Raw genomic sequence first — 23991 nt, forward strand, 5'->3', positions numbered from 1 at the left:
TTCTAAGCGAGCCGCTTTCGCTTTTGATCACGGGAAACGAGGGAATTGACCGAAGTCCGGACTGCGTTTTTCTTTGAACGCATCACGACCTTCTTTCGCTTCGTCAGTTGTGTAGTACAATAACGTTGCATCTCCAGCTAGTTGTTGAATACCAGCTAGACCGTCTGTATCTGCGTTGAATGCAGCTTTTAGGAAACGAAGTGCCATTGGGCTGTTTGCTAAGATTTCTTGTGCCCATTGTACTGTTTCTGCTTCAAGCTCTTCTAATGGTACTACAGTGTTTACTAAGCCCATATCAAGCGCTTCCCCAGCGCTGTATTGACGACATAGGTACCAAATTTCGCGAGCTTTCTTGTGGCCTACCATACGAGCTAAGTAACCAGCTCCATATCCACCGTCAAAGCTTCCTACTTTAGGACCTGTTTGTCCGAATACAGCGTTGTCTGCAGCGATTGTTAAGTCACATACGATATGAAGTACGTGTCCTCCACCGATTGCATAACCTGCTACCATTGCGATAACTGGTTTAGGAATTGCACGAATTAGACGTTGTAAATCTAATACGTTTAAACGAGGGATTTGGTCGTCACCTACATATCCACCATGACCGCGAACTTTTTGGTCGCCGCCAGAACAGAATGCACGTCCACCTTCACCTGTTAAAATGATAACGCCAACATTTGCATCATCACGAGCGTGTGCAAAAGCGTTGATTAACTCCATTACCGTTTTTGGACGGAATGCGTTATGTACTTCAGGACGGTTAATCGAAATCTTTGCGATACCATTGTATGTTGAATAAATAATATCTTCGTAATTGCCTTCTTTTACCCATTCAATAGCCATTACAACTACCTCCTTGTATATTTCTGATTTCATCTATAAGCGTGGCTTCCTTCTTGCTGAAAAAAGTATCACTGCATAGTTTTTAGAAATCCCTTTACTATTGTATCAAACTTTTCCGGTTGTTCCACATGAATTGCATGGCCAGCACCATCAATTTTGACAAATTTCGCGTCAGAGACGCATTTTTCGATATCTTTTAATATGCGAAAGAACTTTTCATCATGCTCCCCGTTCATTAAAAGAACAGGCATTTTCAAGTTGTGTAGCTCATCCCACCATGAAGGCTGAGCCCCTGTTCCCATGCCGCGCAAACTATTTGCAAGTCCTTTGGGATTGTTAGCAAGTCGTTCTTTTCGCACTGCTTCTTGTACGTTTTTTGCTAAACTTTTTTGCGTTTCAAATAGCGGAATATTTTCCCACATTGATACAAAACTTCGGATGCCTTCTCGCTCAATTTTATCAGCAAGTCGCTCATCCTTTTCACAACGTTCTTTTTGGTCCTCTTCACTTTCAAGCCCAGCTGTACAATTTTCTAATAAAAGAGAATGTACATACTCTGGATATAGACATGCCAGAGTAATCGCCAGTCTACCGCCCATTGAATAGCCAAGTACGTGCGCTTTTTCAATATGAAGGTAATCTAGTAGTTCTTTCATTTGCAATGCCGCATTTCGAATATCATAATGATTCACATCTTCGGGACTTTCTGTTTTTCCATGCCCAACAAGATCTACTACAATAACTTGAAACTGCTCGCTCCATGAAGGGATAAAAGAACGCCACGTTTCCATGCTTCCCGTAAAACCATGAAGAAGTAGAAGTGGTTCCCCACTTCCGACTACTTCATATTCATACGATACACCTTGCAGCGTTACGTTCATTTCGATTCACCTTGTAAAGATGTAGTAATCACGTCCATCGTTTTTGCCCATAATGTCCGGTGCAATATTAAGTTTTCATCACGGTTCGTACAAATTTCCACAACGTGTAAACCTTCTGTAGTCGTTCCTTTTTGTACCTCTTCTCGGAAGCTTTCCCAACCATTTACACGGCTAAATGAACCACCGTACATTTTAACAACGTGTTCATAATCAAGACCAATTGGTGTTCCAAATAATGATTCGAAATGTTCCTTTTTCTCATACTGTGGTAAGAATGAGAAAATACCGCCACCGTCATTATTTACAACGACAATTGTTATATTTAATTCATGTAATTTCGCGGCTAACAGTCCATTTAAGTCGTGATAAAAGGATAAATCACCGATCACTAATACGAGCGGATCGCAAATAATGCTCGCTCCTAAAGCTGTCGAAATGATGCCATCAATCCCATTCACACCGCGGTTTGCCATAACTTGAATATTTTTATCCAATGTGAAGAAGAATGAATCCGTATCACGAATTGGCATACTATTACTCGCAAAGAATGTTGCCCCGTCTGGTAGTACGCGGACAATATCCGTAATAACTTTCCCTTCAAATGCAGTATCATATGTTTCCATTTCACGAAGCGTTTCTTTCGTTTTTTCGTTTATATGTTGCCACATTCCGAACCAATCATTCTTTTTCATAACTGGCATTTTTTCTATTAATGCACTGCAAAATACAATATCATTTGCTTGGACAACTTCTGTCGCAACGAGAGCTGGATCTCTCCATTGTCCAGATTCATCAACAACGATATGAACTGCTCTCGTTTGTTTTTTTATGAACTGCGTTAATGATTTGGAAACAGGCATACCACCAAAGCGAATCATAACTTCTGGCTTCCACGTTTCTTTTAACAGTTCATTTCGTAAAAATGTATCATAACAGTCGATTACCATCGTTTTATCGTGATGTCCGCTACGAATATTAGAAAGCGGATCTGCCAATATTGGATATCCAGTTTTTTCAGCTAATTCTGCCGCAAATGCTGCGAGTTCTGAATGACTATCGTCTCCACAAATAATAAGCCCCTTCTCCATATGTGAAAGGCGCCCTACAAGCGAATCTACATATTCACTCGGCATCGTCACGTTCCCTTGCTGAACTACTCCTGTATATTCCCCGCGTCCTTTATCCCATAAACCTTCTAATGAGAAATCCGGGATAAGCGGTTCGCGTACTGGAAAATTAAGATGAACAGGTCCTTGCGGCGCTAAACAAGCATTCGCTATCATACGCTGCGTTGTCATGCGAGCGTAATGATACATCGCTTCACTCGCTTCTGGAAGAGCCATCTCTGTAAATTGCTTCACAAATGTACCGTATAAATTGAATTGATTCATCGCTTGTGGTGCACCGACATCTCTTAATTCATGCGGTCTATCTGCCGTTAAGACGATAAGCGGCACTCGTGAATGAAAAGCTTCACATACAGCTGGATAGTAATTAGCTGCTGCCGTTCCTGATGTACACAATAATGCAACAGGACGTTTTTTCGCTTTTGCGATACCGAGCGCAAAAAATCCTGCAGATCTTTCATCTACATGTAAATATGTGTTCATTCCTTCGTGTTGTTCCATTAGTAGAGCTATCGGCGTTGACCGTGAGCCTGGACTAATGACAACATCACATACATTTAGACGCGTCAGTTCATCCACGAACGCGCCTAAATAATATGATAATGCTTCTATATGATTGTTCATTTCATTAATTCCTCCAAAGCACCAAGCATCGGTCTAAACTTCAAACTTGTTTCTTCATATTCAAGTTGCGGTACAGAATCAATTACAATCCCGCAACCGGCAAATAAGGATGCTTTCTCGCCATTTAATAACCCGCAGCGGAGTGCAACCGCAAACTCACCATTTCCTTCATCATCTATCCAGCCAATCGGTGCGCCATATAATCCTCTGTCTAACAATTCAACATCACGAATCAGTTTCATCGCTTCCAAACGAGGTGTCCCGCCAAGAGCTGGTGTTGGATGTAATTCTTCTACCATTGTTAAAAGACTCGCATCGCCTTTTGCCTCTACAGGCGTATATAAATGAATTAAGTTTTTCGTTGTTAATAAGCCCGGACTTTCCGGAATATTAACGGATTCGCAGTGCTCATTTAATACCGACCTAATCATATTCACAACATAACCGTGTTCAGCTAAATTCTTTTCATCATGAAGAAGCGCATTACTATTTCGCTTACTTTCTTCTATAGATTGACCATGACCAGTTGAACCAGCAAGACACATCGAAGTAAACTTCTCATCTTCTTTGCGAATTAACCTCTCTGGCGTCGCTCCTAAGAAGCATGCTCCTTTATAATCAAAAGAAAATACGTAACAATCCGGTTGCCCAATGCGAAGTGCTTCTAAGACAAGAGCAGAATCAATATGATGATCCATCTCTACTTTTAACTCCCTCGCTAATACAACCTTCTGCACGTTCCCCAGCTTCATTTCATCTTGTACTTTCTCAATGGCATCCATCCAGCCTTTCGGATCCACTTCTACTTTAGAAGTAACTGTTAATTTCGATCCTTCTAATGCACATTTACTCTCCCAAAAAATTTTCTCTTCTAAAGAAATCATTTCGTTAGAAAGAGTCTCTGCACAATCTGTTGCTGAGACAAATGTATTCATCGTTAACCATGCTTTTTCATTTTTTACAGTTAATAAAAATGCTGGTAGTGAAAATGTCGTATCATCAAATTCTTTCCATAAGTCCGTTTTCTCTTTTTCTTGGTCAAATGAAAATCCACCAAATAAAAGAGGACCTGTTCCAAATTCGTATTTTTCTCTTTGTACAAATGCTTTCTCTTTTACTTTATCCCACTCGTCACGAGCAGTTTGAAAGCGTTTGTGAGAAGCAGTTGCTATAGTGAAAACAGAGCCAATTCCAGCAAATATTACATGCTGAGCCGGGTCTGCAAAATAACATCTATTTTCGAATGCAATCCTTTTTCCTGCTGCATAAAACAGAAGCGGATCCATCCAGTCTATTTGTTTTACGAAGCTAACCAATATTTTTTCATCAGTTGCACGCTTAATGGCTGCACTAAGAGCTTCTTGCAAGCCTATTTGTTTCGTTTGAATCACAATTGTCTCCCCCCTATGGGCGAAAAATAGTCATAATTACGCTTGATTTTAAGATACACCTCAAACGAAAGGCCTGTCAACGTTTAGCATTTCTGAGAAATTCACCTTCTCTTCCTAGAAAATAAACGTTGACACTAAATGATGCTTTTTCTACACTTAGTTGTGTACAATATGTGACCAAAGGAGGATTCAACATGGAAATGAACGTCAAAACGAATTCCTCTCCTACGGCGCCAAAGCCAAGTAAGCAAACAGGCTGGCGCATCTGGTGGAGTTTACTACGTCCCCATACATTAACAGCCGCTTTCGTACCTGTTTTCATCGGAACAGCATATTCGATGCAGGTCGGAGGTATAAATCAAATACATCTTCCTCTTTTCCTTATGATGCTTCTTGCTTGTCTTCTCATTCAAGCAGCAACAAACATGTTTAATGAATACTTTGATTATAAAAGAGGACTTGATCACGAAGGTTCAGTTGGTATCGGCGGCGCTATCGTTCGCGATGGCATTCAGCCAAAAACAGTGCTTAACTTAGCATTTGGATTTTTCGGCATCGCAATACTATTAGGTGTTTATATTTGTATGAATTCTAGTTGGTGGCTTGCTGCAATCGGTCTTGTTTGTATGGCCGTTGCTTACCTTTATACAGGTGGCCCACTTCCAATTGCATATACACCATTTGGAGAGTTGACAGCCGGATTATTTATGGGTGTCATTATTATTGGGATTTCATTCTTTATTCAAACTGGCACTGTAACATCAGAAGTCATTTTACTATCTATTCCAAGCTCCATTTTAATTGGTGCCATTTTACTAGCTAATAATATTCGTGACTTGGATGGCGATAAAGAAAACGGTCGTAAAACGTTAGCAATTCTCGTTGGACGTGAAAGAGCTGTTGGTGTACTTGCTTCGATGTTCATCGTTTCCTACATTTGGACAATTGCTTTAATTATCGTGGGTATCGTATCACCATGGATGCTTATCGTATTTTTAAGTGCACCGAAAGCATTTAAAGCGACGAAAGGCTTTATCGGCAAAAGCATTCCAATGGAAATGGTACCTGCGATGATTGCAACAGCAAAAACAAATACAATCTTCGGTTTCCTAATGGGAATCGGATTATTACTTGGATATTTCCTATAAAGTGAAACTTTAATCAATGGAGGGGTTGTTCATTTCCACTGATTATCAGCCCTAACCAATCGGGCGTTTACGGGCAGTTAATCTCTCACCTAGCTTCTTTGCTCCAGCCGAATTTGTAGGTGGGAGTTTTACTGCCCGGCAAATAGCGGGGTAAGAAGGAGCTGCTTATGCGGCTCCTTTTTCATATCTGAAATTCATCTCATAATTCCTACTCTCAACGCTCATACTATGTAAAGAAACTGAATTGTAGGAAGGTGGACGACTATGTTAACTCCACAACAAATAGGTCAATTTAAATCCATTTTAGAAAAACAAAAACAAGAACTAGAGCAAACGATACAAACTCATGAAAATACAGATCGTGCTACTGAACGCGATTCAGTAGGAGAACTGTCTAGCTATGACAACCATCCAGGTGATATGGCTACAGAATTATACGAACGAGAAAAAGATTTCGGACTCATCGAATTTTGGCATAAACAACTACATGATACAAAACATGCACTGCAAAAAATTGAAGCGGGTACGTACGGCATTTGCGAAGTGTCTGGCGAAGAAATTCCATTTGAAAGATTAGAAGCAATGCCGACTGCTACAACATGCATCCAGCACGCGACAAATAAGTTAAATATGAATACACGACCAGTTGAAGAAGAAGTGTTGTCTCCTTCTTTCCACAAGCATGATGAGGACCATTCTGTTGAGTACGATGCGGAAGATGCGTGGCAAGATGTCGCAAATTACGGAACATCTGAAACGCCGTCTGATTTAGAAAGACAAGATTCAAAAAACTATAATGGCATGTATGTAAATAGTGAAGAAAACGTAGGCTACGTGGAGGATTTTGAAAACTTTATCGGTACGGATATGTACGGGAAAAACCCACAAGTTTTCGCTACAGAGGAACATGAAGAATATGAACAAATGCTTGATGACTTTGAAGAGCGTACCTTTAAGGGCGAATTATCTTCAAATGAATCTAGTTCCAAAGAATAAAAAAAAGCATTCCGAAAATCGGAATGCTTTTTATCGCTAGCTAATTAGTTTTTTGTAACGTTAGCTGCTTGTGGTCCGCGGTTTCCTTCAACGATTTCGAAAGAAACTTCTTGACCTTCTTCTAAAGTTTTGAAGCCGTCGCCTTGGATAGCTGAGAAATGTACGAATACGTCTTCTCCGCCTTCAACTTCGATGAAGCCAAAACCTTTTTCGCCGTTAAACCATTTAACTTTACCTGTTTGCATGTCATGTACCTCCTAAATAAAAATGAAACTATGAATCCACATGAAAAGGTGGATATAAAGGACATGAATGTATAACAAGCTTACAGCCTTTAATACAACGTGCTTTATTTCCGTACCACATTATGTAGCTCAATAGTGTTTTCACTATATCATGCTATGTCGAAAACGTCAAATGAGAACACTTTCATTCCATCATTTTTTATAATCCTAGTATAACCTTAAATTTTCATTCTACTTTTATTTGAAAATTAACAAAACTATAGTGTTCTAATTCTTTTAACTTCTGTACAATATAATTACTACATATTTATGAGGTGAAAAAATGCAAGCACATGAAATCGAATATAAGTTATATGGCGATGATATGCAATTTGTTGAAATTGAATTAGACCCAAAGGAAAGCGTTGTCGCAGAAGCGGGCGCAATGATGATGATGGAAGACTACATCGAAATGGAGACAATCTTCGGTGATGGTTCTGGCCCATCTAACGGTCTATTCGGAAAATTAATGGGAGCAGGTAAACGTCTCGTTACAGGTGAAAGCATGTTTATGACTGTATTTACAAATACAGGGCACGGCAAACGCCACGTCTCATTTGCTGCTCCTTATCCTGGTAAAATTATTCCTGTAGATTTAACAGAATACCAAGGGAAAATCGTTTGTCAAAAAGATGCCTTTCTTTGTGCCGCAAAAGGTGTTTCTATTGGAATTGAATTTACAAAAAAAATAGGAACTGGTTTCTTCGGTGGTGAAGGTTTCATCATGCAGAACCTTGAAGGTGACGGCCTCGCTTTCATGCACGCAGGCGGAACTGTATATAAACGTGAATTAAAACCTGGTGAGAAACTTCGCATTGATACAGGTTGTCTCGTTGCCATGACAAAGGATATTAACTATGATATCGAATTCGTTGGAAAAGTAAAAACAGCTCTATTTGGCGGTGAGGGTTTATTCTTCGCAACATTAGAAGGTCCTGGAACAGTTTGGATTCAGTCCTTAACACTTAGCCGATTAGCAGCACGCCTTACAAGCCCAGCAGCGCAAAGTACTGGTGAAGGTAGTGTATTAGGTGGACTTGGTCGTTTATTGGATGGGAAAGAGTAAAAAGGGCCCTTATGTTGGCATGGCCATCGACTAATAAAATACTACAATTAAAACACCCTTGCTTGCAGTAATGCAGTGAAAGGGTGTTTTAATTTACGTCTACAAACGAGAAAAAGCAGATGAAATAAAGTAATAAGGTTTACTTCAGTAAAATAAGGTATATTATATTTGTTGAATAGATTCTCTTTCAAGACAAGAAAAGTAGGTGAACAAAGTGGGAAAATATCAATTAGATTCCAAAAGTCAGGTAGCTGTGGCAAAGTTTCATGAAAAACAGAAGCCTGCCAAATTTGATAAAAAGCAGCAACTTGAACAATTGCGTGCGGAGTATTTGAAAAAGAAGCAAAAACAAACAGATAAATAATATGTTTTGTTTCCCGAAATTTTCTGTATATAGTACGAACAAACACAAGAAAATAGGTGATTTATTCATCTTTCAAATATATACAGGCTATTTTTTCAAACCTCTTACAAGCCCAGCATTATAAAGTACTGGTGAAAGTAGTATATTAGGTGGCCTTGTTCGCCTTTTAGATGGAAAAGAGTAAAAAATGCCTCCAATGCAAAAAACATCGGAGGCATTTCTCTAAAGTTTATGAATATGGCATTTTATTTTTACTGCGGAGGGCTATACATACCATTTCGAATCATATAATACTCCATCGCGTCATTAAGCCATGCCTCTTCTTCTTCCGTGTAAGGAGATGGCATCATATTATTATATTGTTCTTCTACATTCTCTAATTTACCTAAAGAATACATTGTCTCTTCACCAACATACTTAAGAGTCGCCTTCATATGTTCATCAACCAATTTTTGCACTTCTGAATCCTCAATTTCTCTTCCAAATAACCTTTTCACTTCTTTTGCTAAACGCACAAACTCTTTATCAAGTGCTATGCCTTCTTCTTCCGGCTTATTATATAATCCATTAGCCAATTCTTTTGATACATATCCTTCAAGCCATAAACTTTGTTCGTTTTCTTTTTGAATGCTGTTAATTAGACTCATTAATATGTCACTATCCAACTCTTCATCTTCCTCAAGACATACCCTTGTTCGTTCAAGCGCCTTTATCGAAACTTCAATGTGTTTTTTCTTTTCTTCAAAGGCTTTTCTTTGTTGTTCCAACGTTTCTTTTAAACTTACATTCAAACTTGGAATTGTAAGCATGACGCGTATTTCTTCTAAACTATATCCTAATACTTTAAGACTGACTATTTTCTGTAGCTCTAATATATCTTTTCCTTTGTACACACGGTGACCAGAGCTAACGTTCTTTTCAGGTTTAAGTAGTCCAATTTCATCGTAATATTGTAGTGTCCGTATTGATGTGCCTGTTCTCTTTGAAAACTCACCAATTGAACAGCCTTCCTTTTTGCTCATCTTACACTCCTCCTAACAATATGTTTACAAAAATCATACTCCCTCACGTAACTGTAGGTTCAAGCTTTTTTCCAAAAGAATGAATCAAGTTCCTCACTGCATATATTAAACTATACCTTTTCTTAAGGAGGGCTTCCTTAATGCGTACTCCTTTATCCTTTGATAAAGACACTGCCATACTGTTAGCTTCTTGTTGTGAGTTAACGTATGAACAATATAAACAAAATGGTATTTTCGAAATACCAGATGGTTTTCAATATGTACAAGGGTTTCAAGGAAAGGCCATTCAAACAACAGAATGGTTCGGATTTATATTAGAATCTGAGGATACAATTATCGTTGCCTTTAGGGGCACTCAAACAGACCCAGATTGGATTATTGACTCTCTCGTCAATCAAAAACCTTATCCTTATGCTTTAAATGGTGGAAATGTCCATAACGGCTTTCTCTCTATTTATGAGTCTTGCCGTGATTCTATTATGGATATGCTCGTATCATTGCCAGCACATAAAAAACTGCTAGCTACTGGGCATAGTCTAGGTGGCGCGCTTGCCACATTACACATATTAGATGCACGTATAAATACTGCCTTCGCACAGTATGGACTTTATTCATTCGCTTCCCCAAAAGTAGGAGATATCGCTTTTCGAAATTATTATAAACTACAAGTAGCTAGTAGCTTTCGTTTCGTCAACTTGTTCGATGTCGTTCCACTTCTCCCTCCCCGAAACATAAATTTTAATGATCATGATTGGGAGTATGCACACGTCCATCACAATATGACATTTACAAAAAACACAAAATCCATTACAAATAATCATTCCATTACAACATACAAAACATGTCTGACTTCTCATTTTTAACCAGTAAACAATTGGAAATAAAATATTCATATACTATAATACTCTATGAAGTTATTTTTGGATGAGGGGACCTTACATGTTAAAATTTATCTTCACACTTTTTCTTATTGTAATTTTTACGGTCACAGGTTTCTTTACATTTTCATACTTTGCGACAGGAGAGTATGATGGGGCAGGTATAATATATACCACTATTCCATTTCTTTCTTAAGCAAAATAAATAAAACGAGCTTAAAAAAAGTAAGCTCGTTTTATTTATTAATATCAATTTTTGTTAGTAAATAGATAATATATCCCCCAACGTAGCAACCTCTTTAAAACTGTTTAACTGCATTACCAATACCCCAAATTTCATTGCTGTACTGCAAAATCGTTCGATCACTCGCAAAATGACCAGACTGTGCAATATTTAAAATCGACATTTCTAGCCACTTTGTTCGGTTCTCATAAGCTCTACCAACAGCTTCTTGTCTTTCAGCATATGGACCAAAATCTCGCAGAACGAAATATTCATCATTTTGAATAACGAGAGAATCATAGATCGCTTCAAATTCAGCACCCGATTGTGCAAAGAAACCATTTGTTAATTGATCTACTATTTTTTTAATGTGCCTATTGTGGTGATAATAGTCACTTGCACGATATCCACCATTTTGATGGTAATGAAGAACCTCTTCTGCTGTTAAACCGAAAATGAAACAGTTATCATCACCGACCCGGTCTTTTATTTCAACGTTAGCTCCGTCTAGCGTTCCAAGTGTAATCGCACCATTCATCATAAATTTCATATTGCCTGTTCCCGATGCTTCTTTACTCGCCGTTGAAATTTGCTCACTTACATCCGCCGCCGGGAATATATCTTCAGCTAAAGAAACTCGATAGTTTTCTAGAAAGATAACTTTCATATATTGACTAACATACGGATCATTATTTACTTTTCTTGCGAGTTCATTTATTAATTTAATAATTTTTTTCGCGTAATAATAACCAGGTGATGCTTTCGCTCCAAAAATAAAAGTACGCGGATAAAATGTAAAACTAGCATCCTCTTTCAAACGGTTATACAAATATAAAATATGAAGAACATTTAATAATTGTCGTTTGTAAGCATGTAATCTTTTCACTTGCACATCAAAAATAGAATTTGGATCAATCGTAATCCCCATTGTATTATGAATGCGCTCCGCTAAAATCTCTTTACGCTCTTGTTTTACCTCTGCAAACTTCTCTTGGAAACTAGCATCATATTGAACTGTTTGCAACGATTGAAGCTTAATCGGTTCTTTCTTCCACTCTGGTCCAATCGCCTCTGAAATGAGATTTGTTAACTGTGGATTTGCTTTCATAAGCCAGCGCCTATGAGCAATTCCATTCGTCTTATTATTAAACTTATCTGGATAAAATTCATAAAACAATCGCATTTCCCGCTGCTTTAATATTTCCGTATGAATTTTTGCTACACCGTTTACGCTATGGCTACCGACAATTGCTAAATGAGCCATTTTCACAAGATCATGCGCAATAATTGCCATGTCTTCAATGCGATGCCATTCATAAGGATAACGTTTCCAAAGTTCATGACAGAAACGTTCATTAATCTCTTCAATAATCATATAAATTCTCGGTAATAATGGTTTAAAAATGTGAATTGGCCACTTTTCGAGCGCTTCTGATAACGTCGTATGATTCGTATAAGAAATCGTCTGCGTCGTTATGTGCCAAGCTTCTTCCCATGTTAACTTTTCTTCGTCTAGTAAAATACGCATCAGTTCTGGAATTGCTAAAACCGGATGTGTATCGTTAATGTGAATCGCAATTTTTTCATGTAGTTGACGAAGGTCACCATATCTTTCTCTATGCATTCGAACGATATTTTGCAAACTTGCTGATACGAGGAAATACTGTTGTTTTAAACGAAGTATTTTTCCCTCATCATGCGTATCATCTGGATATAAAAACTCCGATACAGCCTCTGTTTCGCGCTTATATTTCAAAATATCTTTGCAGTTTTGCGGGAAAGGAACTGGTTCAGCATTCCAAAGTCTAAGTGTATTTACAGTACTCGTCTCATAGCCTACTACCGGCACATCATATGGCACCGCCATAATGACTTCTGCATTTGTATGCCTAAACTCTAAACGCCCGTCAATTTCTAGCGGTTCAACACTGCCAAAATAACTTACTTCTACAGCTTGATCATGTCTTCTTACTTCCCATACGTTTTCATGAAGAAGCCACTGTTCTGGAAATTCAACTTGATAACCATCAACAATTTTCTGATCAAACAAACCATGTTTATAACGAATTCCACAGCCGTGTCCTGGTAAGTTTAAAGATGCAAGTGAATCAAGAAAACAGGCTGCTAAGCGTCCAAGTCCACCGTTACCAAGGCCTGCATCTGCTTCCACTTCTTCTAACTCTTGTAACGAAATCCCTAGTTCAGATAACCCCTGCTCGCATACATCTCTAATACCTAAATTCAAGATGTTACTTCCAAGCAAACGTCCAAGCAAAAACTCAATAGACAAGTAATACATTTGCTTTTGCTCTCCTGATCGATAACTCTCGTTCGTTGCAATCCATTGACTATTCATATACTCACGTACCATATGGCCGAGCGTATTATATTGATCACGATTTGTAGAATCTTTGAAACTTTTCCCATACATCGTCTCTAACTTTTCTAGAAAAGTTGATTTAAAACTTTCAACATGAGTAAACATTTTTTCACCACCTACATGTTATTCCATGAGACTTTTATACAATTCCTTATAAGCAAGAGCCGATTGCCTCCAGCTATAATCTTCAGTCATCGCTTGTTTTACAAGCTGCTCCCACACTGGTTTATCGTGATAAAATTCAATTGCACGGTGAACCGTATGCAGCATGTCATGTGCATTAAAGTTCGTGAAACTGAAACCATTTCCTTCGCCTGTTTCTTCATCATAAGAATGTACCGTATCGTTTAATCCACCTGTTTCTCTTACAATTGGAATCGTACCGTACGCCAATGCGATAAGTTGTCCAAGTCCACACGGTTCAAACAGCGATGGCATTAAAAATAAATCGCTTCCCGCATACACTTGGTGCGCTAATTCTTCATTAAATCCGATATAAACTTTTACCTTCTCCGGATACTCATATGCCATCCACTCAAAGAATTGCTCATATTCCGAATCACCTGAACCTAAAATAATACATTGTACATCTTCTTCCATTATTTCGCGGAATACAGTGCGTACTAAATCAAGACCTTTTTGCTTCGTTAATCTCGTTACCATTGAAATAATTGGTATATCCTCTTTTTCTGGCAAACCAAAATAACGCTGCAAAGCGCGTTTATTTTCACTCTTTTCATATAATGACTCTGCATCATACTGAGCCTTAATATATGAATCCGTTTCTGGATTATATACGCTCGTATCAATACCATTTACAATGCCACTAAGCTTATCATTATATTTTCTCAGTAATCCATCTAACTTCTCACCGAAAAATTCATATTGAATTTCTTCTTTATACGTCGGGCTCACCGCTGTAATTTGATCCGAAGCGATAATACCGCCTTTCATAAAGTTTATGTTTCCATAAAACTCTAGCTGCTCACTATGAAAATATTCATCACCAAGCTCTAACAAGTCGTACATCACTTCAGAAGGAAATACTCCTTGGAACTGCAAGTTGTGAATCGTATATACCGTTTTAATACGCTCATATAACGGGTTATCTTGATACTTTTCACGAAGTAAGAAATTAACCATAGCCGTATGCCAATCGTGGCTATGAAGAACATCCACTTCAAAATCAAGATGCGGAATACACTCTAACACTGCTTTTGAGAAATAAGAAAAACGCTCCCCGTCATCATAATGACCATACAGAGAATCTCTCTTAAAATAATATTCATTATCTATTAAGTAATACGTAATTCCGTCTTGCTCACCTTTTAAAATTCCGCAATATTGATTTCTCCACCCAAGCGGGACGTTAATTACTTTATGTAACGTACATCCATCTCTTAACTTTTGCGGAATGAGACTATAATTCGGAAGTATAATACGAACGTCCACTCCTAATTTTTTCAGCTCTTTTGGGAGCGCACCCGCTACATCAGCTAATCCTCCCGATTTCACAAACGGTACACATTCTGATACTGCAAATAAAATATTCACTTGTTGTCCCACTGCGCGAAAAGTTTTTATACTCCTCTTGCAGCTTCCTCCCTTCGAGTTTTCATTTAAATTAAAACTTTAATCAGTGGGAGAAAAAGCCCCCACTGATTCTTTAGGAATAACTATTAATCGTACTGTTTTGTACGCTTCCTTTTTCTACAACATATGGCTCATCGATGTTTCCTTTTAATACGACACCGTCGCCAATTTTCACGTCTTTATCAATAATAACACCGTCTATTATACAGTTATCTCCAATTTGGCTCTTTTGCATAATAATACTGTTACGAATAATTGAACCTTTTCCAATTTTAACCGAACGGGAAACAACACTGTTTTCGACTTCCCCTTCAATAATACTGCCATTTGCAATCATTGTATTTTTCACGACTGCACCCTTTAGATAACGAGTTGGCGGCTCATCTTTTACTTTCGTAAAGATCGGCGCTTCTTTCTTAAATAATTGCTTCCAAATAGCAGGCTGCAAAATTTCTAAGCTATGTTTATAGTAACTCTCAATCGAATCAATAATAGCTACATATCCTGTATGCTCATACGTAGCAATATGCAGTGATTTTCCGCGCTTTTCTCTCACTACATCAAATAAACTGTATTGCTCCACATCTTTATATGTCTCAAATAAATCTAACAATAATTGTTTCTTTAACACGTATGTTTGAAGCGAAACCCCTTCATGGCAAACTTCCGTAATATCAGCTGCCGTATGTATATGTCGCTCTAACACCGCCTGGAAATTTAATGCTGTTACGAGATGGCTATTCGTAATAACAACGTACTCTTCTCTGCTTCTTAGAAAATAATCAATATGTCTTCTAAAGTGTGCAAAAGACCCAAACTCATCTTGGTCACATTGGCAATTTGGCGGGAATAAAAATAGTCCGTCTCGTTTTCTATCTAAATCCCACTGTTTTCCTGAACCAACATGGTCCATTAGTGAGCGATTTTTATGACTTGTAAAAACCGCTACACTATGAATATTAGAATTCACCATATTTGAAAGCATGAAATCAATGAGTCGGTAACGGCCCCCAAACGGTAACGCCGCTAATGAACGATGCCCTGTTACTTTCTTTAAGGAAGGAAAACTTCCCGTTGCATTAATAATTCCTAACATTTTTTCTCCCATTCATTTCATCCCCCTTTTCTATTTCCCTTCAGCAATGAGTACTACATCGTCGACATTTTTTTCTGGACGAATAATTGTTCCATCTTCAATAACCATTTCCGAACCAACGATCGCTCTTTCAATCACAACATTTTTACCAATCTTTGCTCCTGGCATAACGACAGAATCAATAACCATACTACCTTCTTCCACCGTCACCCCTTGGAATAACACAGAATGCTTCACGTCCCCTTCAATGACGCATCCTTCGTTAATAAGTGATTCTTCTACTTTTGCCTTTTCTGCAATATATTGAGGTGGCTCATTTGGATTCACAGAATAAATACGCCAATTACGATCGTTTAAATTCAGCGATGTTTCATCGCGAAGTAAATCCATATTCGCTTCCCATAAGCTTTTCACCGTTCCAACATCTTTCCAATATCCTTCAAATGGATACGCCATTAGCTTCTTCCCTTCATCTAATAAAAGTGGAAGTACATCTTTTCCGAAATCATTACTAGATTCAGGATTTCTTGCATCCATCTCTAAATACTCTTTCAAAATTGCCCAGTTAAAAATATAAATTCCCATTGATGCAAGATTACTTCTTGGAAATTGTGGTTTCTCTTCAAACTCAACAATCTCCATCTCTTCATTTGTATTCATAATGCCAAAGCGACTCGCTTCATCCCAAGGTACTTCAATAACAGAAATGGATACGTCCGATTCTTTCTCAATATGGTAATCTAGCATCTTACTGTAATCCATTTTATAAATATGGTCGCCTGATAAAATAAGAATATACTCCGGTTCATACTGACTTAAATAGTTTAAATTTTGATAAATGGCACTTGCCGTACCTGTATACCACTTCACCCCTGAAGACTCCGCATAAGGAGGTAATACTGTGACTCCACCGTTTACTCGGTCTAAATCCCACGCATTTCCAATTCCGATATAATTATGAAGTTCAAGTGGTTGATATTGTGTTAAAATCCCAACCGTTTCAATACCAGAATTCGCACAGTTACTTAGCGTAAAATCAATAATGCGATATTTACCACCAAATGGAACAGCTGGCTTGGCTAAATTTTTTGTTAATGCACTTAAACGACTACCTTTTCCCCCTGCTAGTAACATTGCTACGCACTTTTGTTTTTGAGCCATCTTGTTTTTTGCTCCCCTTTCTCGTCTTCACTGGTCGTAATATGGATACGCCAAATGGTGGAATTGTAATCTCTACATGTGCTGCTTGATTATGGTACGGTTCTAGAATCGTCTTAAGACGTTTCTTATTCACTTGCCCCGAACCGCCATATTGCTCAGCATCACTGTTTAAAATCTCGTTATAATACTCGAAATCTGGTACACCTACTTTATAGTTTTCATATGTAGCTTTCGTAAAATTACATACGACAACTAACGCATCTTCTTGTTTATCCCCTTGGCGGATAAAAGAGAAAATACTTTGCTCATTATTATTAGCATCAATCCACTGAAAGCCTTCAGGTGAATGGTCAAGCTGCCAAAGTGGTTTTGAGCGCTTATACAATGCTATGAGCTCTTTAAAGTAATCATGCATATAACGATGCATTTCAAAATCATGTAAATTCCAATCTAAATCTTCAAGGTCTTTCCACTCATCAAACTGTCCGAATTCTCCTCCCATGAAAAGTAACTTCTTTCCTGGGTGAGTAAAGAAATATCCATATAATAAACGAAGCTGAGCAAACTTATCCCAGTAATCACCTGGCATTTTATTTAATAACGACTTTTTCCCATGAACGACTTCATCATGAGAAAGTGGTAATATGAAGTTTTCAGAGTACGCATATAGTAAAGAAAACGTCATTTTCTCATGAATGTGTTTCCTATATTCAGGCGCACACTCCATATATTTCAGTACATCATTCATCCAGCCCATGTTCCATTTGTAATTGAATCCAAGCCCACCTTCATACGTTGGAGTTGTTACAAGTGGCCAAGCTGTTGAATCTTCTGCCGTCATAAGAAAATCTTCATCCTCTGCAAACACTGCTTCATTTAACTCTCTTAAAAATGAAACAGCATGCTCATTACTTTGCTCTTGTCCTTCTTTATTCCAGTACAACATGTTCGCAACTGCATCTACTCTGAAACCATCAATATGGAAATATCTCATCCAAAATAACGCATTTGAAATTAAGAAATTACGTACCTCTCTCTTCCCTAAATCAAAATTGACAGTTCCCCATACTGGATTTTCTTGTACATCTTTATCTTTATATTCATAGGTCGGTGTGCCATCAAACAAATATAAACCGTGAGCATCTTTACAAAAGTGCCCCGGCACCCAATCTAAAATGACACCGATTCCATATTTATGACATTCGTCGACAAAATACATTAAATCATGCGGCGTACCAAATCTACTCGTCGCTGCATAATATCCCGTTCCTTGATATCCCCAAGAACGATCATATGGATGCTCAACAAGCGGCATAATTTCAATATGTGTAAATTGATGTTCCACCACATACGGGATGAGCTCTTCTACCATTTCCCTGTAAGAATACAGCGTTCCATCTTCTTTCTTTTTCCAAGAACCAAAATGTAATTCATAAACTGTCATCGCTTCTTTATAAATCGTTTTTTTCTTTTTCTTACGAGTCCAGTTTTTATCATTCCATTCATATCCCTTTATATCAAAAACTACAGATGCCGTATTCGGTCTTACTTCTGCATATACAGCATACGGATCTGCCTTTAAAATGACGTCACCAGCCAACGTTTCAATCGCATATTTATATATTTCTCCTTCTTTAATATGCGGTATAAACAAGGACCAAATGCCTTCTTCTGTCACTTGTAGCATCTTATGTTGCTCATAATCCCACTCATTAAAATCTCCAACAACACTCATTGCTTTCGCATGAGGAGCCCACACTGTAAATCGTACCCCTTGAATCTCATCTTCCGTCACAACATGTGCGCCAAAGATGTTATAACTTTCATAGTACTTTTCTGTATGAAACTCATCTCGTTTCACTTCTTCACAATTTATTACACTCAATATGCTCACCTCACTTAGATGACAGAATTTTTTATACTTTAACTATTTCTGCGAAAAACTGCAATATCCTTGTTAATTTATAAAAAATATTCGTTTTTTTCTTAAAAATGTTAGTTTTTCTTCACATTTCCGTGTAAAATATCGAATTTTGACGAATATTCATTGAAAACGCTTTATTATTCTTCTATATTTTTACCTATTATTTTTTCTCAACCTTTATTTTATTAGATTTATCCTATTTTTCATGCTATTTTTCATTCAAAATCAAAACAAAATAATCTGTCATAAAAAAATGTTTCTCAACATTTTTTGTCACAATTTTATTGAAATGCAAAATTCATAAGCATATACTCGCTCTCAATAAAGAACTTAGATCTTCCGTAACTATAATTCATAGTGGACTACTATGTTTACTTATTTATCCTTGTTGCGAACGGTCACTATGAAAATTTAACTAGGAGGGCTTTCTTATGTCATTAAAATAAAAAGTAGGAATGGGAGTTGTCACCGCTTCACTTGGTTTATCCCTTACATTCGGAGGTGTATTTGCCTATTTCAGTGATTCAGAAACATCGAGTAACTCATTTCAAGCCGCCTAACAACGAAGCTTGGTACTGAAAAAGACGGTAAGCTGCTTGGCCAATATTATTATGCAAGACCTGACGAAAACCTTGCCGGCGATGTAAATGGTGATAAAGTAATCGATATTAAAGATGCTGAAATTATCGCTAGCAACTACATTAAAAAAGGACTAACTGTAAAAGACGGAGATCTTAATAAAGATGGAATTGTCGACGGAAAAGATATTCGCTTCGTTGAAAAGAACTTCTTGAAAAAAGGTCCAGATGCATCTAAATCACAAACACCTGTAGAAAAATCAAAAAGCGGTACACTGACAGATATTTTAAAGAAGTTAGGATTAACACCTAAAAAATAATCATAAAGAGCACTCTATATAAAATAGAGTGCTCTTTTCTATAAATGACCCTTATCCAGCAAAAGGGGTATATTGGGGATATACAAGGGAAACCGGAAAAGGAATTTATATTGAATTATATATAAATCCAGAAGTAAGAAGCAGGTCCCCACTTCCGGATTATTTAGCAATTAATTATAGTACTGGTGCCATAGTTTCTTTTAATACTTTTACAGAATGAGCGAATTTCGCTTTTTCTTCTTCATTTAGCTCAAGTTCTACGATTTCACGTACACCTTCGCGGTTAATAACAGCTGGAACACCTACGTAAGCATCTTTCTCACCGTATTGACCTTCAAGGTATGCAGATACAGTTAATACGCTGTTCTCGTTGTTTAAGATCGCTTTAGTTACACGAAGTAGTGACATACCGATTCCGTAGTAAGTTGCACCTTTACGTTCGATGATATGGTAAGCTGCATCACGTACATTTTCGAAGATTTTATCTAAGTCTTCTTGTTTGTACTGTTCGTTGTTAGCTAAGATTGTTTCTAGTTTTTGTACACCGATAGTAGCGTGGCTCCATACTGGAAGTTCAGTGTCACCGTGCTCACCAACGATGTAAGCATGAACGTTACGTGGATCTACATCTAAGTAGTCACCTAACATGTAACGGAAACGAGCAGAGTCTAAAGTAGTACCAGAACCGATTACGCGCTCTTTCGGTAAACCAGATTCTTTCCAAGTTACGTAAGTTAAAATATCAACCGGGTTAGTTGCGATTAAGAAGATTCCATCGAATCCGCTATCCATAATGCCGCGAACGATTTGTTTAAAGATCTTTGTATTTTTCTCAACTAAGTCTAAACGAGTTTCACCTGGCTTTTGTGGTAACCCAGCAGTGATAACAACTAGATCTGCATCTTTACAATCTGCATAGCTACCGCTCCAAACTTTTGTTGGTGATGGAGAGAATGGTACCGCATGGCTTAAGTCCATTGCTTCCCCTTCTGCTTTTGCTTCATTAACATCTACTAATACGAATTCTTCAGCTACACCTTGGTTGATCATTGAGTAAGCGTAACTACAACCTACAGCTCCTGTTCCTACTAATACTACACGATTGATACCTTTTTTCATGGTAATTTCCCCTCTCTATTGTTCACATATATTTTTTTATGATTGTTTAAGTAATTAATTAAAATACTAATTTAATGTTGTTTAACTTCTTTACATTCATATTGTAGCACGTATTATTGTGAATTACTTCACAATTTATGACCTATTTGTGAACTTTTTCACATAGAGTGTAAAGTTGTTAGATCAGGTGTGGAATCCATACCAAATTAGGTGTTTTCTTTAGATTGTGAATAAAAATGTATGATTCAATTACTCACTGTAACTAAATTCACTTTCTATAATAAAAATCCTAACATTCACAAAAAATGTAATCACATTATAAGATTAAACTGACTGATCACATCATTCCCTTACAAGATGGACGTCAATTAGCTTATATAGAATACGGTTAAATAAATGAATTAGCCTTTACTTTATCACCTCCCTTTTAATCATTACTATATATTAAAAAATATCCGTTAAAATTATGCATTCTTTTCTAATAATAAACCATTCAATATAAGTGATAGGCTATGCAAAGCTTTAGACAACCGTGCCTCTGCATCTTCAGAATTCGCAATCCAACAAGCAAGGTCCACTAGTCCGCCATTTATAAATCTTGCTAAAGCTTCACAGTCCGTCTTTTCAATAATACAGTCCTTCATTAATTGCTGAAGCATCTCGGCCATCGTCACTAAACATTGTGACTGTGATGATTGATAATAACTAGTTCCTAATACTGCTGGTGCATCTCGAAGTACGATTCGCTGAATTTCTGGATTAAGTGCCATCGTTAAATATGCACGACAACGCCCAACAAACCCTTCCCATTTTCCTTCCGCTTCATCTGATACTTTCCCTAATTTATTATCCATTTCCATATCAATTTCTTTTACAACTGCTTCTAACAATCCTTTTTTATCACCAAAATGATGATAAATTGCACCACGTGTTAAACCGACAGATGCTGTAAAATCATCCATAGACGTATTTACATATCCAACTGTACCAAAAGCCTCTCTTGCTGCCCACAGCAATTTAGCACGTGTTTCAGTAATCATTTCTGCTCTCGTTTTTTTAATCATCTTTTCCTCCTACTTCTATTCATTCTCTTTATTCAAAATGAATTGCACTATAGTATCGTTCTCTATATAAAAGAATAACTCCTTTAAACATCGGCTCTATCCAGAGATAAAACATTTCAATTGACATACTCTCCGTATGTTAATATGATATTGGCATACGGTGCGTATGTCAATTATTTCTAGCTTACAAGATAATATAACTTCTTACCTATATCCTACATTGACTCACTGTCCCTTTTTATAGAAGGTATTAATGAAATAGAGGAGGAGTTAAAAGAATGAAGAATGTATATGTACACGTCAAATATTGTGGTGATTATCATGTTTAATTCCTACCGTGAGATTTTCAGTGCTCCTGGTACAAAAGGATTCTCATTAGCAGGATTTATAGCTCGTATGCCCATATCAATGATGGGTATTGGTATTGTTACCATGTTATCTCAAGTAAGTGGTGACTATTGGCTTGCTGGAGCTGTTGCAGCTACCTTTACATTATCATCAGCTTTACTAGCTCCTCATATTTCTCGGATGGCTGATCAATTAGGGCAATCTCGCATACTTCTTCCGACTACAGGTATTAGCGTTTTCTTTACAATCCTCTTACTTCTATGTACGAAATATGAAGCTCCTTATTGGACGCTATTTCTATCCGCTTTATGTGCAGGTTGTATGCCAAATATGTCAGCTATGGTACGTGCACGTTGGACTAAACTATACCGCGGATCCCATAAATTGCATACAGCATTTTCCTTCGAATCGGTCGTCGACGAAATTTGCTTCATAATTGGTCCTGTATTATCTGTCAGTTTAAGTGTTATGTTCTTCCCAGAAGCAGCGCCACTTTTATCATCTGTTTTTCTTACAATCGGGGTATGCCTATTTACTATGCAAAAAAGCACAGAACCGCCTGTACACCCTCGCGACATTACAAACAACGGAACAGTATTTAAAATTGGTTCTTTGCGAGTACTAGTATTCACACTCATTGCTATAGGTACTATCTTCGGCACAATAGATGTCGTTAGTGTAGCTTTTGCTGAGCAGCAAGGAAACACAGTAGCTGCTAGCTTTGTACTTTCTGTCTATGCAATCGGTTCATGCCTGGCAGGCCTTATTTTCGGTACTCTTAAACTCAATACCCCACCCTATAATCAGTTTTTAATAGCGGTCACACTTTCCATGATAACAATGCTGCCACTAGTTTTTGTAAACAGTATTACTTGGCTAGTAGTTATTGTTTTCTTTGCAGGGCTATCTGTCGCTCCTACTATGATTATTACTATGGGGCTTGTGGAAAAAATCGTACCTGAATCAAAGATAACCGAAGGAATGACTTGGGCAATTACAGGACTTGGAATTGGAGTCTCCCTAGGATCAGCGATAGCTGGTTTAGTTATTGATAACTTTGGAGCCCATGTAGGATTTAATGTGGCTATTATAGCAGGAGGCCTTGCCTTAACTATTGCACTTTTAGGCTACAAAACTCTTCACTCCGCATATAGTCATGTTGTTATTAAACAAGATGAACATTCAATAGAAAGTTAAAACATATTCAAAAAATAGGATTACCTTTTCTTATGTATGAGAAAAGGTAATCCTATTTTAAACTTATTATTTATAATCTGTCATAGCTTCTTCTATCTCTTTTAGTATGACCCGTACGGGATTCGAACCCGTGTTACCGCCGTGAAAGGGCGGTGTCTTAACCACTTGACCAACGGGCCAGTTCTGGCAGAGAAGAAGGGATTCGAACCCTCGCACCGCGTTCGCGATCTACTCCCTTAGCAGGGGAGCCCCTTGAGCCACTTGGGTACTTCTCTATAAATATGGCTCCGCAGGTAGGACTCGAACCTACGACCGATCGGTTAACAGCCGATAGCTCTACCACTGAGCTACTGCGGAACAA

20 protein-coding genes, 3 tRNA genes and 3 pseudogenes are annotated in these 23991 nt (G+C 37.7%); 10 read left to right on the forward strand and 16 right to left on the reverse strand.

Features of this window, described 5'->3' with window-relative positions:
- Positions 1–27 precede the first annotated feature (27 nt).
- From menB to MR167_RS22275, 4 genes are all read right to left on the reverse strand, one after another.
- On the reverse strand, positions 28–846 hold the full coding sequence (gene menB / locus MR167_RS22260; protein WP_000963887.1) for a 1,4-dihydroxy-2-naphthoyl-CoA synthase: 819 nt from the start codon (positions 844–846) through the stop codon (positions 28–30).
- Between the two features lie 68 nt (positions 847–914).
- A complete protein-coding gene (gene menH / locus MR167_RS22265; RefSeq protein WP_001103352.1) occupies positions 915–1727 on the reverse strand; it encodes a 2-succinyl-6-hydroxy-2,4-cyclohexadiene-1-carboxylate synthase in 813 nt (270 codons plus the stop codon).
- On the reverse strand, positions 1724–3478 hold the full coding sequence (gene menD, locus MR167_RS22270; protein ID WP_086397180.1) for a 2-succinyl-5-enolpyruvyl-6-hydroxy-3-cyclohexene-1-carboxylic-acid synthase: 1755 nt from the start codon (positions 3476–3478) through the stop codon (positions 1724–1726). Before menD ends, menH begins: the two co-directional genes overlap by 4 nt.
- Positions 3475–4869 carry an isochorismate synthase gene (locus MR167_RS22275; protein ID WP_242315488.1) on the reverse strand — a complete coding sequence of 465 codons (1395 nt, stop codon included), beginning with the start codon at positions 4867–4869 and terminating at the stop codon, positions 3475–3477. The genes menD and MR167_RS22275 overlap by 4 nt, the downstream gene beginning before the upstream one ends.
- 194 nt (positions 4870–5063) lie before the next feature.
- Here MR167_RS22275 and MR167_RS22280 point away from each other — a divergent pair, with 194 nt between their 5' ends.
- Entirely contained in the window at positions 5064–6017 is a 954-nt protein-coding gene (locus MR167_RS22280; RefSeq protein WP_000425770.1) for a 1,4-dihydroxy-2-naphthoate polyprenyltransferase, read from the forward strand.
- 264 nt (positions 6018–6281) lie between these two features.
- A complete protein-coding gene (locus MR167_RS22285) occupies positions 6282–7013 on the forward strand; it encodes a yteA family sporulation protein (RefSeq protein WP_242315490.1) in 732 nt (243 codons plus the stop codon).
- A 44-nt stretch (positions 7014–7057) separates the two neighbouring features.
- Here the strand turns inward: MR167_RS22285 and cspD are convergent, their stop codons facing one another.
- Positions 7058–7258: a cold-shock protein CspD gene (gene cspD / locus MR167_RS22290; protein WP_001193052.1), complete on the reverse strand. Its 201-nt coding sequence runs from the start codon at positions 7256–7258 to the stop codon at positions 7058–7060.
- Between the two features lie 322 nt (positions 7259–7580).
- Here cspD and MR167_RS22295 point away from each other — a divergent pair, with 322 nt between their 5' ends.
- From MR167_RS22295 to MR167_RS33725, 3 genes and pseudogenes are all read left to right on the forward strand, one after another.
- Positions 7581–8363 (forward strand): TIGR00266 family protein, encoded by a 783-nt coding sequence (locus tag MR167_RS22295; protein ID WP_242315492.1) that lies wholly within the window; start codon positions 7581–7583, stop codon positions 8361–8363.
- A gap of 214 nt (positions 8364–8577) precedes the next feature.
- The gene (locus MR167_RS22300) at positions 8578–8727 is read left to right on the forward strand and encodes a hypothetical protein (RefSeq protein ID WP_000521642.1); all 150 of its coding nucleotides are present in this window, start codon (positions 8578–8580) and stop codon (positions 8725–8727) included.
- A 103-nt stretch (positions 8728–8830) separates the two neighbouring features.
- Positions 8831–8911, forward strand: a pseudogene (locus MR167_RS33725) (TIGR00266 family protein); the annotation flags it as partial.
- Positions 8912–8978: 67 nt separating this feature from the next.
- Here the strand turns inward: MR167_RS33725 and MR167_RS22305 are convergent.
- A complete protein-coding gene (locus MR167_RS22305; protein ID WP_000037218.1) occupies positions 8979–9749 on the reverse strand; it encodes a MerR family transcriptional regulator in 771 nt (256 codons plus the stop codon).
- A gap of 140 nt (positions 9750–9889) precedes the next feature.
- On the opposite strand from MR167_RS22305, the gene MR167_RS22310 reads away from it, so the two are divergent.
- Together MR167_RS22310 and MR167_RS33010 are read left to right on the forward strand one after the other, a co-directional pair.
- Positions 9890–10612: a lipase family protein gene (locus MR167_RS22310; RefSeq protein WP_001260110.1), complete on the forward strand. Its 723-nt coding sequence runs from the start codon at positions 9890–9892 to the stop codon at positions 10610–10612.
- A 76-nt stretch (positions 10613–10688) separates the two neighbouring features.
- Entirely contained in the window at positions 10689–10823 is a 135-nt protein-coding gene (locus tag MR167_RS33010; protein WP_000911076.1) for a hypothetical protein, read from the forward strand.
- Between the two features lie 103 nt (positions 10824–10926).
- On the opposite strand, the gene glgP is transcribed toward MR167_RS33010, so the two are convergent.
- From glgP to glgB, 5 genes are all read right to left on the reverse strand, one after another.
- Positions 10927–13335, reverse strand: coding sequence for a glycogen phosphorylase (glgP, locus tag MR167_RS22315; protein WP_079246067.1), 2409 nt, complete (start codon positions 13333–13335; stop codon positions 10927–10929).
- An 18-nt stretch (positions 13336–13353) separates the two neighbouring features.
- On the reverse strand, positions 13354–14784 hold the full coding sequence (gene glgA / locus MR167_RS22320; protein WP_242315494.1) for a glycogen synthase GlgA: 1431 nt from the start codon (positions 14782–14784) through the stop codon (positions 13354–13356).
- A gap of 112 nt (positions 14785–14896) precedes the next feature.
- Positions 14897–15931 carry a glucose-1-phosphate adenylyltransferase subunit GlgD gene (gene glgD / locus MR167_RS22325; protein WP_000504159.1) on the reverse strand — a complete coding sequence of 345 codons (1035 nt, stop codon included), beginning with the start codon at positions 15929–15931 and terminating at the stop codon, positions 14897–14899.
- An 18-nt stretch (positions 15932–15949) separates the two neighbouring features.
- Positions 15950–17080: a glucose-1-phosphate adenylyltransferase gene (gene glgC / locus MR167_RS22330; RefSeq protein ID WP_242315496.1), complete on the reverse strand. Its 1131-nt coding sequence runs from the start codon at positions 17078–17080 to the stop codon at positions 15950–15952.
- Entirely contained in the window at positions 17028–18965 is a 1938-nt protein-coding gene (gene glgB / locus MR167_RS22335; protein ID WP_000111408.1) for a 1,4-alpha-glucan branching protein GlgB, read from the reverse strand. The genes glgC and glgB overlap by 53 nt, the downstream gene beginning before the upstream one ends.
- 494 nt (positions 18966–19459) lie before the next feature.
- Between glgB and MR167_RS22340 the strand changes: the two are divergent.
- Both MR167_RS22340 and MR167_RS22345 read left to right on the forward strand, forming a co-directional pair.
- Positions 19460–19558, forward strand: a pseudogene (locus MR167_RS22340) (TasA family protein); the annotation flags it as partial.
- Positions 19549–19902: pseudogene (locus MR167_RS22345) on the forward strand (dockerin type I domain-containing protein); the annotation flags it as partial. The pseudogenes MR167_RS22340 and MR167_RS22345, both read left to right, overlap by 10 nt.
- Positions 19903–20076: 174 nt before the next feature.
- On the opposite strand, the gene MR167_RS22350 reads toward MR167_RS22345, so the two are convergent.
- Together MR167_RS22350 and MR167_RS22355 are read right to left on the reverse strand one after the other, a co-directional pair.
- Entirely contained in the window at positions 20077–21021 is a 945-nt protein-coding gene (locus MR167_RS22350; RefSeq protein ID WP_000715339.1) for an L-lactate dehydrogenase, read from the reverse strand.
- Between the two features lie 464 nt (positions 21022–21485).
- Complete coding sequence (locus MR167_RS22355) at positions 21486–22085, reverse strand: TetR/AcrR family transcriptional regulator (protein WP_000592777.1); 600 nt, start codon at positions 22083–22085, stop codon at positions 21486–21488.
- Positions 22086–22406: 321 nt separating this feature from the next.
- On the opposite strand from MR167_RS22355, the gene MR167_RS22360 reads away from it, so the two are divergent.
- Complete coding sequence (locus tag MR167_RS22360) at positions 22407–23630, forward strand: MFS transporter (protein ID WP_015945917.1); 1224 nt, start codon at positions 22407–22409, stop codon at positions 23628–23630.
- A gap of 107 nt (positions 23631–23737) precedes the next feature.
- Here the strand turns inward: MR167_RS22360 and MR167_RS22365 are convergent.
- The 3 genes from MR167_RS22365 to MR167_RS22375 all read right to left on the reverse strand — a co-directional run bounded on the left by MR167_RS22365 (position 23738) and on the right by MR167_RS22375 (position 23987).
- Positions 23738–23809: transfer RNA gene (locus tag MR167_RS22365), tRNA-Glu, on the reverse strand.
- 5 nt (positions 23810–23814) lie between these two features.
- Positions 23815–23905 (reverse strand) — tRNA-Ser (locus MR167_RS22370).
- Between the two features lie 7 nt (positions 23906–23912).
- Positions 23913–23987, reverse strand: a tRNA-Asn gene (locus tag MR167_RS22375).
- Between the last annotated feature and the right edge of the window lie 4 nt (positions 23988–23991).

It is taken from the genome of Bacillus cereus group sp. BfR-BA-01355, assembly GCF_022663675.1.
In the GTDB taxonomy this organism is placed as follows: Bacteria; Bacillota; Bacilli; order Bacillales; family Bacillaceae_G; genus Bacillus_A; species Bacillus_A thuringiensis_S.